The following is a 13,351-nucleotide window of genomic DNA, read 5'->3' as shown; positions in this document are numbered from 1 at the left end:
GTGGCTCCTTGGTTTGAATTCCTGGGTTTAAAGACGGTTGAAACCGGGCAGTCGGGTAGTCAGCTCGCGAAGCACGGCAGGTAGTTCGGTATCTATCCCCATGGCATAGCGGGCAACCTGGTTGCGGGCAAAAGGCAAAGCTCGTGCGGCGCCCAGGCCGAGATTACGAATCAGGTGCGCGGGCGGGACGCGGTTGCTGAACAGATAGTAGAACAAATCCATGGTGAGCATCATTCGCCTGTTGGCGGGGCGCCTCATACGTTCATACTGGGCAAGCCGGGACGGGCTGGCCAGATCATCACCAGCACGCCAGGCCTCTCTGAGAATCGACTGCAGGCATTGGGCATCCTGAAAGCCCAGATTAACTCCCTGGCCGGCAAGAGGGTTGATGGTATGAGCCGAGTCGCCTGCCAGTACCACGCGGCCAGAAACGTAGTGTTTGGCGTGCTGGCGGGCGATGGGGAAACTGGCCACAGAGTCGATATGGGTCAGGGGTGGAAGTTCATTCGGGAATGCGCTCTGGATTTCAGCCATCAGTTCAGATGGTTCCAGTGACTTGAGCCGTGCCAGTTGCTCCGGTGCGTCGTACCACACCAGTGATCCCCAGCTTTCGCCCGGATATTTTGCTCCTGCACTGTGGAGCGGCAGAAAGGCCCGGGGACCGCTTGGCTGAAAGCCCTGCCAGGTGATGTCCTCAACGGGGCCCTGGTAGCGTATGGAAACCACCATCGCTTGTTGCCCGTACTGGTCGCGGTTAACACCAATGCCAGCGAGATCCCGAATCCGTGAGTTGGCACCATCTGCGCCAATCACCAGCTTTGCTTCAAGTTCTCTGCCGTCGTCCAGGGTGAGGGTGGCGTGCTGCTCCGATTGCTCTAGTCTGGATACACCATGACCCGCAATGATGGTGACATTCGCCTCTGAGTCGGCTGTTTGCCAGAGTGCCTGCTGGGTTACCGAGTTTTCGACAATATGGCCGAGGTGTGATGTAGAGAGTGCGCTGGCGTCGAATTCCACCCTTGCCATGCGTCCGGGAATCAGATTGGTCAGTGGGTGTTGGGTGTCATCCCACACGGCGAGTCGCTGGTAGGGCGTAGCACGCATGGACTGAATGGATTGCCACGCATTCAGGCTACGCAGGTAGCGTTCGCTGCCGACACTCAGAGCCGATACCCGGATGTCCGGCGCGGAGGAGGGCTCATAGGCGGGAGCGGCAGCACGATCCACCACGGCAACCCTGAAGCCCTCCTGACCCAGTCCGGTTGCCAGCGCGGCGCCGACCATGCCGGCGCCGACAACAACAATATCAAATGCTTGCGTCATATTGGGTTCCTGTCTGATGCCATCAGTTTACGCGATGGCGCGGATCAGACAAGCGACCCGGATCAATCCGTGGGTTGAGAGGTCAGTATCCAGCCATTCCGGATACCCGTTGGCGTCGGCCCTCCTCCGGTTGGCGGCGATTTTTGAGGAGCCAGGCCGGCTTCTGGGCGCCGGGTTTGTTAAATCCCTGGTTGAGCACCATGGGCTGAACCAGCTCCAGAAAGTCGGCCATTTTCATGTGCACGGATTCTGTATGGCTACCCGCGGCAAAGGCGATTTCCGGTTGTTCCGTCAGGGCTTCGGCGCAATACACTGACATACCGAAGAGGCCTCCGAATGGTGGCATGGCGCCGACCTCGCAGTCCGGAAAGCTATCCTGGAATTCCTGCTCATCGGCAAGATCTACGAAGTCAGTGTCGAGAATGTTGGATAGCCGGTCCCAGCGAATTCGCCAGGTGGCAGGCATCACCAGCATGGCCATCTTGCCGTCAAGTTCGATGATGACGGTCTTGACGACACGGTCGCCGGCAATTTTAACGTGGTGAGCGAGTTCCTGGGCCGTGAAGGCCGGGGGGTGGGTCAGGCACATGTATTCTACACCGGCCTGATCGAGGTATTCCTTCAACTGCTGTACCGGCATAGTGGGAACCTCCTACCAGCAATGACAGCGTTCCGGAGCCATACATGGTCTGAGTTCAGGGCTCCCGCGGAAAGGAGGGGCTGGGTCAGCCCCTCCTGATTCCTAGCTTAGTTGAGGATGCTCAGTTTGCGAGTAACAGCTTGTATCAAAGAGAAACGGTTCTTCTCGTCTCACTCGCCCTTAATCATATGTACGTCCCGTTGTGGGAAAGGGATGCTGATGCCCTGGGCGTCGAAGGTTTTCTTGACGTTTTCCTGCATGTCCCAGTAGAAGGGCCACAGATCGGAACCTTTCAGCCAGGCCCGTACCGTCAGATCAACGGAGCTTTCACCCAGAGCGCCCACCACAACCAGTGGTGCCGGGTCGGACAGGGTGCGCTCGTCCTTCTCGATCAGTTCCTTGATGATGGCCTTGGCCTTGTCGATATCGTCACCGTAACCAATGCCAAAAGTCATGTCACAGCGGCGGGTTTCATAGGAACTCAGGTTGGTCAGGCTGGAGTTTGCCAACTGGCCGTTGGGGATAATGATCCGACGGTTATCGAAGGTATCCAGAATGGTATAGAGGATACTGATCTCGCGCACGGAGCCGAGGTAGCCCTGCGCATCAATTACATTGCCTACTTTGAAAGGCTTGAAGATCAGAATCAGCACACCGCCGGCGAAGTTCGCCAGGCTACCCTGGAGTGCCAGACCGACGGCCAGGCCGGCGGCACCGATAATGGCAACGAAGGATGTGGTGGCGATTCCGACCATGGAAGCTACGGAGATCAGCAGCAGGATCTTGAGGATTGCACCGATCAGGCCGCCGAGGAATTTGCTGAGCGTGGGGTCTTTGGCGCCCAGCTTTTTGTCCAATACCGAAATGACGCGATTGATCAGCCACATGCCGACAATCAATGTCACGATGGCCAGTACCACCTTGGGAGCGTAAGTCATGACCAGTGAGATGGCCTGTTCCATCAATTGTGAGGCGTTTCCGTCAGCGCCAAACAGATCTTCCATAAGGGACTCCTTGTTCGTTGGTATTTTTCAGATTGAAGTTGGGGCCGGACCCGGCCCCGGGATGTGCCTGTCTGTGTATATAGCAGACAACAGTGTCAGAGGTATAGCGGATGAAGGGTAATCGCGATCAGTTGGCGTTGTTTGCCCATTCAATGATCTCGTCCGGGCCTCCGCGTACCATAATGGTGCCTTTCTTCTGGCTGAGTTGGTAGTCGTACATGGGGTCGTAATAATCTTCCAGCAGAGACCGTATCCAGTCATCGTGTCCCGACAGGTCGCCCTGCTGCTGGCGCTGCAGGGCCAGCTCCATCAATGCCCGCAACTGCTTATGGCGTTCGCCGCCCAGCCGCTTACGGATGCGGTCCAGGGCGCTGAGAAGGTAGTCGTGGAAATTGAGCCAGCCGGCTTCCTCGCCATCCCGATCCCGGTAGTCACGGACCATATGTTCCACATAATCCTGGCGGATGATCTCGACCCGCTCCTCCATGGGTTGCTCCAGAATCATCAGTGGCGAGACCGACATTTTCTCCCGCAGCCTTTCCGGCAGTGCGCAGCGACCAACCAGCCGGCCTTCATCCTCGAGATAGATGACGCCTCCTTTGAGGTGGTGGGCCTTGAGCATGGATACCGCGAGCCGGTTCTCGAAATCGATCTGGGAAGGCTGAGGCGTCACCATGCGACCGAAGCTGGAACCGCGGTGATTGGCCAGACCTTCAAGATCAACCGGGTTAGGGAGCGCCTGCAGAACCCGGGTTTTTCCGGTACCGGTGCGGCCGCTAAGAATCCGGAACTCGCTGTGTTCAACCAGCTCTTCGAGGCTATCGATCAGGAACCGGCGCAGAGCCTTGTAGCCACCTTTGATCAGCGGATAGTCGATACCGGCGTCACGAATCCATTGCTGGGTCAGGCGTGAACGGAGGCCGCCACGAAAACAGAACAGGTAGCCATCCGGGTGCTGTGCGGCAAAACGTTTCCAGGCCTCAATGCGTTGGGCCTTGATGTCGCCGGATACCAGCTGATGGCCCAGTTCGATGGCCTTGTCCTGCCCCTTTTCCTTGTAGCAGATGCCAACCCGGTGCCGCTCTTCATCGTTCATCAACGGCGCATTGATGGCCTCGGGAAAACTGCCCTTGGTGAACTCCACGGGAGCACGGACATCCATCAGTGGTGTGTCGTTCAGGAACAGGGAAAGGAAGTCTTCGGTATCGGGTCTGCTTGCCATTTCAGCGTTTAACCGGTTGCCAGAATGAGGCGGCAGTATAGCTGAAGCGGCTGTTTTTTGCCCGGAGAACGCTGATTCCCGGCGAGTGCGCGGCTACAATGGCTGGCGCTTATGACCAAGAACACGCTGGAGCAACCGATGACCCCCGATCGCCTCAATGAACATCTCCGCAAAACCCTCAGTCGTGGGCGTGTGGCGGAATCCCGTCCGGCGGGGTGTCCAGAGCTTTCTCTGTACCTGTTCGACCCCTCGGTACTGGAAGGGCCGCTCAGTCACGATGAGGCTCAGGCGGTGGTGGCTGAACCTGCCTACTGGTCGTTCTGCTGGGCCAGTGGCCAGGTCCTGGCGCGTTGGATTCTGCAAAATCCTGAATCGGTGGCGGGTAAAACGGTACTGGATTTTGGTTCCGGCTCCGGAATTGTGGCGGTAGCGGCTGCGAAAGCAGGGGCGTGTGAGGCGATAGCCTGCGACATCGACTCGGCCGCTCTCGATGCGGCGGCAGCCAATGCCCGGCTGAACGGTGTTGAGGTAACGCTGTGCGATGACTGGAACCGGCGCCCGGAGGGAGTCGAGGTCATTACCGCTGCGGATGTGTTGTACGATCCTGAGAACCGGCCGTTGCTGGCCGAATTCAGGGCTGCGGCACCCAGTGTACTGTTGGCGGATTCCAGGGTTCGGGATCTGGGCGACGACTGCTATGTATTGCAGTCAGTGACCGAGGCGCGCACCTGGCCGGATCTGAATGAGTTCGAGGAGTTTAACCGGGTGAGGATTTATCAGGTCTGACGAAAACTGTGAGGGCCAAACGGGGAGTTGAAAACGGAGACCAGAAAAAACAAAGGGTAGCCCGAAGACTACCCTAATCGAAACAGGTCGGCGCGTCCTTGCGCATTGGGCAACAGCCGTGTTGCGAGTTCCTTGATGCCGCTCCCTGGTGCCGGCTTCCGAGCCGGCGATCCGAATATTCTCCCTAAAGCGAGGCGTCCATGATTCCCTGCCTCTCCCTGCAATTCCATGCCGGGGTGCGTCCGGTGCGTCGTCCTTTTCCCTGTCGTCCTTGACTGAAAACAATAATACCAGCGGCCATCTTACAAACATGTGACTCATGCACGGTTCTGTGAACTGAAAGAACGGTTTCTGAAGGGGCGGACATGTTTATCAACGAGTTACGGAGATTGTGTGCGTCAAAGCTGATGCTGCGCACGCTAACGAGTTGTTAGATCGCACAGCCTTGTAGGAAATTTCTCACAAAGAGTTGGGGGAATTTCGCAGCGAGTCATGTTTGAGGCGAGTCAGGAACGGCCAAGGCAGCAGGCCAAGAACGATGCCGAAGCCATCTGCTGCCAGGTCAAGAAGCGAAAATTCCCGATAAGGCAGGTTGGCCTGAACGATTTCAATGCCAAGGCCAAAGGCCAGAAGTAACGGTGCATACCACCAGGCCCTCAGTTCCGGCCAGGCCAGGCGAGTGAGGATGGTCAGTTCGAGAAAGGCAACCAGATGGTTGATTTTGTCGTTCGCCGAGGCAGGAATCGGGTAGCTGTGGCTGGTCGTCGCCAGATAAATGATCGCGATCAGTGACGTCAGCAGGGCCAGTCGCCAGATCGGGCGGGTGTTTAGCAATGTACGAATAAGGTGTTTCAGGGATGCCATGGGGATATTCCGAAACTGGCTCCGGGCTGTGGGAATGTCTGCAACATGATATGCTTTGCGCCCCGTCAATGTCATTGAAACGGAGGGCCTTCCGGCCATGCTCAAGGGAAATTTTTTTCGTGGACTGGGCTATCTGGGGGAGGGCTTTCGTCTGATTCGACAGCCTGGCCTGCGCCTGTTCGTTGTTATCCCGCTGATTATCAACATCGTCCTCTTCGGCCTGTTCTTCTATTTTCTGGCAGAAATGTTCGGCATCCTGATCACCACGGTTATGGGGTGGCTGCCTGACTGGGCCTGGCTGCAGTCCCTGGATTGGTTACTTTGGATACTTTATGGCGGCGTGATTCTGCTCATGCTCGCCTATGGCTTCGTGATTGTCGCCAACCTTATTGGTTCCCCCTTTTACGGTTATCTGGCTGAGCTGACCGAAAAGCATCTGACTGGCCAGGAAGTGAGCACGGATGAAGGGTGGGCCACCATTATTCGGGATATCCCCCGGGCACTATGGCGGGAAGTTCAGAAAATCCTGTATTACCTGCCCCGGGCGATCGGTCTGATTGTTATTGGATTGATTCCGGTTGTGAATCTGGTTGCCGCATTGCTCTGGTTCCTCTTCAACTGCTGGATGATGGCGTTGCAGTACGTCGACTACCCGGCAGATAACCACAAGGTCAGTTTCCCTGCTCTGCGCGGCCTGTTGGGCGATACCCGGCTGTCTGCCTTTGGTTTTGGTCTTCCGGTAGCTTTGGCCGCCATGGTGCCTGTTCTGAATCTTATTGTGGTGCCCGCGGCAGTGTGTGGCGCTACGGCTTACTGGGTGCGCGAGAACGGCGCGACCCGCAATTAAAAGATCGTTCGGAGGTTTCTTGGATACATCGGATTTTGTCATTGGTCAGCGCTGGGTCAGTCACAGCGATACAGCCCTGGGTCTGGGTATCGTTACTGATATATCCGGCCGCAGGGTGACCCTGGGTTTCCCCGCAGCTGATGAAGAGCGTACATACGCCATTGGCAACGCACCCCTGTCCCGGATCATTTATCAGACGGGAGAACAAATCGAGACCTTTGACGGCGATAAGTACATCGTGCGTTCTGTGGAAGAAATCGGCGGCGTGCTCGTGTATCACGCTGACAATGGCGAAAGTATCCAGCAGATATCTGAAGTAAAACTGAGCAGTTCGGTGAATTTCTCGGCGCCGCACCAGCGTCTGTTTGCGGGTCAGTTTGATCGCAACGGGGCTTTCCGGTTGCGAGTAGCAACCCTGCAGCACATGGATCGCCTGCGGGCTTCCCCTGCGCAGGGGCTGATTGGTGCCCGTACTCAGCACCTGCCGCATCAGATCTATATTGCTCAGGAAGTGGCCCGGCGTCATGCGCCACGAGTATTGCTGGCGGACGAGGTTGGGTTGGGTAAAACCATCGAAGCTGGTTTGATCCTGCATTACCAACTGCATACTGGCCGCGCAAAGCGGGCATTGATTGTGGTCCCGGATTCTCTCGTGCATCAGTGGCTGGTCGAAATGCTGCGCCGGTTTAATCTGCGCTTCTCGATTGTTGATCAGGGTCGTTATGACGCACTGAAAGCTGATGTGGATGAAGTCGATGCGCTGGTAAACCACATTTTTGGTGATGATGATGCGGTAAACCCGTTTGAAACCGAGCAGTTGGTGTTGTGCAGTCTGGATTTTCTGACCAGCAGCGCGCAGGCCCGAAAAGACGTGCAGGCTGCCGGCTGGGATCTGATGATCGTTGACGAGGCCCATCACCTGGCCTGGAGCCCCGATGAGGTTAGCGAGGAATACCAGATTGTCGAGTCTCTCTCAGCGGTCAGTCGGGGGCTGTTGCTGTTGACGGCTACTCCTGAGCAAGTCGGTGTTGCCAGCCACTTTGCCCGTCTCCGCTTGCTGGATCCTGCCCGTTTTCATGACCTCGAAACCTTCCGGCAGGAAGAAGCTCAGTACGAGGCCATCAATAATGTTGTGCGGAGTTTGCAGGTGGAAGACGCGGAGCTTTCCGAGGGCGACCGTTCGGCGCTCGAAGGCTGGCTTGGCGATGAGTTTGAACCACTGCTGGCCGGTGATAACGCTCGCCAGGCAGTGATCGATGCATTGCTCGACCGCCATGGCACTGGACGTGTGCTGTTCCGCAATACCAGGGCCGCCATTCAGGGCTTTCCTGAACGCCGACCGGTTCCTGAGCCGCTGCCTTGCCCGTCTATGTATGAAGGCGAAAACTGGGGGCTGACAGGTCTGTCTCCAGAGCAGTCTGTGTCCGAAGATCAATGGTTGGCGGAAGATCCTCGCGTGGCCTGGCTCGAGAAAAAGCTGGTAAGCCTGCGCCCCGCGAAGGTTGTAGTGATCTGTGCCCGCGCAGAAACCGCCATGGCTCTTGAGCAGCATCTGCAGCTACGGGCTGGAATCCGCAGCACGGCATTCCACGAGCATCTGAGTCTGGTGGAGCGGGATCGGGCCGCCGCCTACTTTGCAGACAACGAACAGGGTGCCCAGGCGCTGATCTGTTCCGAGATCGGCAGTGAAGGCCGCAACTTCCAGTTCGCACACCATCTGGTGCTCTTCGACCTTCCGGCAAATCCTGATCTCCTTGAACAGCGTATTGGCCGCCTGGACAGGATCGGCCAGACCGAGACTATCGACATTCATATACCGTACCTCGAAAGCACGGTTCAGGAAGCCCAGTATCGATGGTTCAACGAGGGTCTGAATGCATTTTCAGAAAGTTGTGCCGTGGGTGTCGCCGTTCAGGACGCCGTTCGTCCGGACTGGGAGAAAGTTGTTGGGGGAGACCTGGCATCCCTGGATGCCCTGGTTGCTTCAACTTCAGATGAAGCAACCAGGCTTCGTACTCTGTTGCAGAATGGCCGGGATGCGCTGATTGAGCTCAATTCCTGTCGCCGGGACGTCGCAGAGCAATTGATCGATGGCATAGAAACTGAGGAGTCTTCCGCTCAGGTTCGCGATTATATGATCGAGGCGTTCGATATCCTGGGAGTGGATGTGGAAGACCACTCAGAGGAATCTGATGTGTTGCGCCCGGGTGAGCAGTATCAGGCTGGACATGTGGCGGAGTTGCCGGAGGACGGCATTACCGTGACCTGGAGCCGGCAGCAGGCTCTGGAGCGAGAAGACCTGGCTTTCATGAGCTGGGAGCACCCGATGGTGACCGGCGTTATGGATTCTGTGACCGCTTCCGGGCTGGGCAAGGCCGCATTGGCGAGTTTGTCTGTGAAGGCTCTACCTCCGGGGACCTTGCTGATGGAGGCCATGTTCAGTGTGCATTGTCCGGCACCTGATGCGCTGCAGCTAACTCGTTATTTGCCGGTGTCGCCGTTACGTTTGCTGGTGGATGTGAACGGGAAGGATCTGTCTCGGGCTTTGCCTCATGACCGGCTCAATGACCTGTGTTCGAACATCAGGCGCCGGACTGCACAAGCCATCGTGCCCCAGATCCGCTCCGAGGTGGAAACCATGGTCGGGCATGCGGAACAGTTGTCGGAGCCGCATCTGGAACCCATGAAGAATCAGGCTCTGGAGCAGGTAGAAGCGCTGCTGAATCCGGAAATCCGGCGTCTGGAGGCTTTGCAGAAGGTTAACCCGGCTATTCGTGATGAGGAAATCGAATACTTCCGCGACCAGCTGGCCGCTGCCCGGGAGGCGATCAGTCATGCGAGCCTGGCTCTGGAGGGGATTCGGGTTATCGTAACCGCCTGATCCGTGAGCGATATCGCAGTATATGCCTGGCCGTAAGGGATTCGCTGGCCAGGCATCATCCGATACGATACCGTGAACGTAACGAATTGTAGTCTTCGAACTTCCCATCCATGGATGACAGAGAAAACCTATGACGACTTTGATTCTGTTTCTGATCGCTCTGGCGGGCCTGCTTATTGTTCTGCGCCGTGAAGCCGGTGCTTCGTCTGCGATTGCTGTGATGGTGATTGTGGGCGCGCTGTCTCTCATCTTCGGTGCTGGCGGGCTGGCTCTGCTGCTCTTTGCCGGTGCTGCGCTGACCGCTGCCGCAGGCCTCCCCGGTTTTCGCAGAAGCTGGCTTACTCCGCGCATCTTCGCCACCTTCAAGAAAGTGGCTCCCCGGGTTTCTGATACCGAAAAGGTCGCCCTTGAAGCCGGTACGGTTGGCTGGGATGGAGAGCTGTTCAGTGGCCGCCCGGACTGGCATAACCTGCTGATCAACCGAAACACCGGCCTGACGGAAGAAGAACAGGCGTTTGTGGATAACCAATGTACCCAGGCTATCTCCATGTGCAACGCCTGGGATCTGGCCGTGGAAAGGGCTGATCTGCCGGGGGAACTCTGGGACTTCCTCAAAAAGGAACGGTTCTTCGGGATGATTATTCCGAAGGAGTATGGCGGCCTTGAGTTTTCGGCAAAGGCACAGACGGCTGTTTTGCAGAAGCTCGCTGCCAACGAAATGTTGATGGTTTCAGTGGGGGTTCCCAACTCCCTCGGTCCCGGTGAGCTGCTGCTGAAATACGGTACCGACGAGCAGAAGCAGCATTACCTGCCGCGGCTGGCGGATGGTCGGGAGATTCCCTGCTTCGGGCTGACCGGGCCAAGGGCTGGTTCGGATGCGACTTCCCTGCCGGATACCGGAATCGTCTGCAAAGGTGAGTTTGAAGGCAAGGAAGTATTGGGGATCCGGCTTAATTTCGAAAAACGCTGGATCACTCTTGCTCCGATTGCGACGGTGGTTGGCCTGGCGTTCAGGATGTTTGATCCGGACGGTCTGCTTGGGGACACGAAAGACTACGGAATCACCTGCGCGCTGATTCCCCGGAACACCGACGGCATGGAAATCGGGCGCAGGCATTGCCCTATTGGTTCGCCGTTCCTGAACGGGCCGATCAGGGGCAAAGACGTTTTTATTCCTCTGGATTACATTATCGGTGGTCAGGAAATGGCGGGGCAGGGCTGGCGTATGCTGGTTGAATGTCTGTCTGTTGGCCGCTGTATTACTCTGCCTTCAGGGGCGGCAGGTGCCTCCGCCTATTCGGTCGCGACTGCGGGAGGTTTTACCCGTATCCGGCGTCAATTCAACACTCCTGTGGCAGACATGGAAGGCGTACAGGAGCCACTGGCTCGAATTGCCGCGAAGACCTACATCGCTCAGGCTGCAGTCAATCATACCGCCAACATGATTGATGGCGGCCAGAAGCCCGCCGTACCTTCCGCGATCCTGAAATATCACCTGACTGAGTTCCAGAGAGGGGTGCTGGCAGATGCCATGGATGTTCATGGTGGCAAAGCGGTTACTCTCGGGCCCCGCAATTATCTGGGTATCAGCTACAGCGGCACTCCGGTTTCAATTACGGTTGAGGGTGCGAATATCATGACCCGTAGCCTGATGATCTTCGGTCAGGGGGCGATTCGTTGCCATCCTTACGTGCTGGAGGAACTGGGCGCCAAAGATAATGACGATATCAATGCCTTCGACAAGGCGTTCTTCAATCATGCCGGGTTGATCTTCGGCAATGCCGCGCGAGCGTTCACCCAGGCTTTGGGGCTTGGCCGAGCTGATGTTCCTTTTGACAGTGCAAGTCGTCGCTACGCTCAGGCGGTCGCCCGATTCAGCGCGGCCTTTGGGCTGTGCTCGGACGCGGCCATGACAACATTGGGCAGTGAACTCAAGATGCGGGAACTTGTTTCGGCGCGTCTCGGAGATATGCTCTCCAATCTGTATCTTGCTTCGATGGTCCTCAAGAACTGGCATGAGAGTCAGCCCGTGGACGGTGAGCGGGACGTCATGGAGTACAGTCTCGAGTTGCTGTTGCATCGTACCGAAACGGCGATGGCAGAGTTTCTTCAGAATCTTCCCAGTCGGCCCGTCGCATTCGCTTTAAAAACGATTACGATGCCGTTGGGGCGCTGCTGGCATGCGCCCGGTGATGAACTGGCTCGCAAGCTGGCTCGTGCAATATCGACGGATACGCCGGTTCGGAGCAAGCTGACCTCCAGCGTGTGGAGTACGGAGGGCGATGAAGGTGTGGTCAATCCGGTTGCACGCTATAACAGCCTGTTGAAAGATTATGACAAGGCTGAGCAGCTCTACAGGAAAGTGACCAAAGCCTACGCCAAGGGCGAGTTGCCGATGACTGCCCTGCATCCGGAGGAGCGCTTTGATGCGGCGCTGGAAGCGGGTGTGTTCAGTAAGGAAGAAGCCGGCTTTATGAAGGAGTATGAGGCAGTTGTTCTTGAAATGCTGACTGTGGACGATTTTCCGTTTGACGAGTTTGCACGCTCGAAGGAAACGGTTATCGACCATAATCCAGTGTGATACGCCCCTGTATTGGTGGGATGCTGTAGCCGGTGGCCCAGGGATGGCGGGCTGCCGGTAAGCTTTCAAAGTAAAGTCTCAATCTGACGTGGGTGTGGTGGGATGTGGTTATCAGTATTGGCGGTAAGTACAGGAGCGGTCATTGGAGCAAATCTGCGTTGGCTTCTTGGACTCTGGCTTAACAGTACATACCACGTTGTTCCTTATGGGACTCTGATTGCCAATCTGTGTGGTGGATGGTTGATCGGTTTCCTCATAGGGTTCTTCACCCATGGCAGCCATCTGGCACCGGAATGGCGCCTCTTCGCCATTACTGGATTGTGTGGAGCGCTGACGACGTTCTCCACTTTCTCCCTGGAAATGCTTTCCGCTATCCAGGAAGGGAAATTTGCCATGGCGCTGGTTGGCATATTGGCTCATGTGGCCGGTTCGCTAATTATGACTGCAGTGGGTATCTACACCTTTGGAATGGTACGGGGTTAAGGTTGTCCCTGGCGGCGACGGTGTGTGTACCTGTACCTACATAAATTATTGAAATTCAGCTTGGCAAGCCCTGAATTCCAGAGTAGAGTGAATCCTGTAGGAAAGATTAGCAAAGCACTTCATGAATAAGACGTACCTTCGCAGTAAGTAGTGACCGTCCTGTTTTTGATTCCGCGAGTTCTGTTTTTCCGTAACCGATGACTGCGCCAATGTTGGGGCAGATCGCAGATTAAATGATTGATTTCAGGAAGTTTAAGTATGTCTACTACTACCGGTACTGTTAAGTTCTTCAACGAAGCTAAAGGTTTTGGTTTTATCACTCGTGAAGACGGCCCGGACGTATTCGTTCACTACAGCGCTATTCAGGGCAGCGGTTTCAAAACCCTGGCAGAAGGCCAGCAGGTTGAGTTCACCGTTACCCAGGGCCAGAAAGGTCCTCAGGCGGAGAACGTTGTTGCTCTGTAATCCTTAAAGGATTCAGGCGCAACCGCCAAAAAGGCAGCTTCGGCTGCCTTTTTTTGTGTCCGCCTGGTTGTGGGTGGAAGGGTGGCTAGGTGCTTGGTTCAACCAAGTTTGAGTTTTTTCAAAATTGTCGTTGACACCGTCGGGGAGGTCTGTAGAATGCGCACCTCTTCTGACGGGGACGGCGCTTGAAGCGGCCCGATTTGTTGGTAGTAACTGATTGAAAGTATTGAAGAAAACGCTTTTCAGTTTCTTCAA

12 protein-coding genes are annotated in these 13,351 nt (G+C 56.3%); 6 read left to right on the top strand and 6 right to left on the bottom strand.

Annotated features, from left to right (window positions below; translation table 11 throughout):
* Positions 1 to 27: 27 nt before the first annotated feature.
* The 4 genes from FWJ25_RS16330 to mnmH all read right to left on the bottom strand — a co-directional run bounded on the left by FWJ25_RS16330 (position 28) and on the right by mnmH (position 4,189).
* The gene (locus FWJ25_RS16330) at positions 28 to 1,323 is read right to left on the bottom strand and encodes an FAD-dependent monooxygenase (RefSeq protein WP_149601334.1); all 1,296 of its coding nucleotides are present in this window, start codon (positions 1,321 to 1,323) and stop codon (positions 28 to 30) included.
* A gap of 82 nt (positions 1,324 to 1,405) precedes the next feature.
* Positions 1,406 to 1,963, bottom strand: coding sequence for an aminoacyl-tRNA deacylase (locus tag FWJ25_RS16325; protein ID WP_149601333.1), 558 nt, complete (start codon positions 1,961 to 1,963; stop codon positions 1,406 to 1,408).
* A gap of 170 nt (positions 1,964 to 2,133) precedes the next feature.
* Positions 2,134 to 2,967: a mechanosensitive ion channel family protein gene (locus FWJ25_RS16320; RefSeq protein WP_149601332.1), complete on the bottom strand. Its 834-nt coding sequence runs from the start codon at positions 2,965 to 2,967 to the stop codon at positions 2,134 to 2,136.
* A gap of 127 nt (positions 2,968 to 3,094) precedes the next feature.
* Complete coding sequence (gene mnmH / locus FWJ25_RS16315; protein ID WP_149601331.1) at positions 3,095 to 4,189, bottom strand: tRNA 2-selenouridine(34) synthase MnmH; 1,095 nt, start codon at positions 4,187 to 4,189, stop codon at positions 3,095 to 3,097.
* Between the two features lie 111 nt (positions 4,190 to 4,300).
* Here mnmH and FWJ25_RS16310 point away from each other — a divergent pair, with 111 nt between their 5' ends.
* Complete coding sequence (locus FWJ25_RS16310; protein WP_246166863.1) at positions 4,301 to 4,975, top strand: class I SAM-dependent methyltransferase; 675 nt, start codon at positions 4,301 to 4,303, stop codon at positions 4,973 to 4,975.
* Positions 4,976 to 5,434: 459 nt separating this feature from the next.
* On the opposite strand, the gene FWJ25_RS16305 is transcribed toward FWJ25_RS16310, so the two are convergent.
* Positions 5,435 to 5,839, bottom strand: coding sequence for a VanZ family protein (locus tag FWJ25_RS16305; protein WP_149601330.1), 405 nt, complete (start codon positions 5,837 to 5,839; stop codon positions 5,435 to 5,437).
* A gap of 97 nt (positions 5,840 to 5,936) precedes the next feature.
* On the opposite strand from FWJ25_RS16305, the gene cysZ reads away from it, so the two are divergent.
* The 5 genes from cysZ (at position 5,937) to cspE (ending at position 13,096) form a co-directional block, all read left to right on the top strand.
* The gene (gene cysZ / locus FWJ25_RS16300; RefSeq protein WP_149601329.1) at positions 5,937 to 6,686 is read left to right on the top strand and encodes a sulfate transporter CysZ; all 750 of its coding nucleotides are present in this window, start codon (positions 5,937 to 5,939) and stop codon (positions 6,684 to 6,686) included.
* Positions 6,687 to 6,705: 19 nt separating this feature from the next.
* The gene (gene rapA / locus FWJ25_RS16295) at positions 6,706 to 9,567 is read left to right on the top strand and encodes an RNA polymerase-associated protein RapA (RefSeq protein WP_149601328.1); all 2,862 of its coding nucleotides are present in this window, start codon (positions 6,706 to 6,708) and stop codon (positions 9,565 to 9,567) included.
* A gap of 130 nt (positions 9,568 to 9,697) precedes the next feature.
* Entirely contained in the window at positions 9,698 to 12,148 is a 2,451-nt protein-coding gene (locus FWJ25_RS16290; protein WP_149601327.1) for an acyl-CoA dehydrogenase, read from the top strand.
* A 102-nt stretch (positions 12,149 to 12,250) separates the two neighbouring features.
* A complete protein-coding gene (gene crcB, locus FWJ25_RS16285; protein WP_149601326.1) occupies positions 12,251 to 12,631 on the top strand; it encodes a fluoride efflux transporter CrcB in 381 nt (126 codons plus the stop codon).
* 258 nt (positions 12,632 to 12,889) lie between these two features.
* Positions 12,890 to 13,096: a transcription antiterminator/RNA stability regulator CspE gene (gene cspE / locus FWJ25_RS16280; protein WP_036132879.1), complete on the top strand. Its 207-nt coding sequence runs from the start codon at positions 12,890 to 12,892 to the stop codon at positions 13,094 to 13,096.
* A gap of 12 nt (positions 13,097 to 13,108) precedes the next feature.
* Here cspE and FWJ25_RS19760 read toward each other — a convergent pair.
* Positions 13,109 to 13,351, bottom strand: a 243-nt coding sequence (locus FWJ25_RS19760) for a hypothetical protein (RefSeq protein WP_223163263.1), incomplete at its 5' end; no start/stop codon positions are given.

It is taken from the genome of Marinobacter salinexigens (assembly GCF_008370345.1).
In the GTDB taxonomy this organism is placed as follows: Bacteria; Pseudomonadota; Gammaproteobacteria; order Pseudomonadales; family Oleiphilaceae; genus Marinobacter; species Marinobacter salinexigens.
Note: the sequence above shows the minus strand (reverse complement) of the source record. Positions and strands in the feature narration are given on the sequence as shown.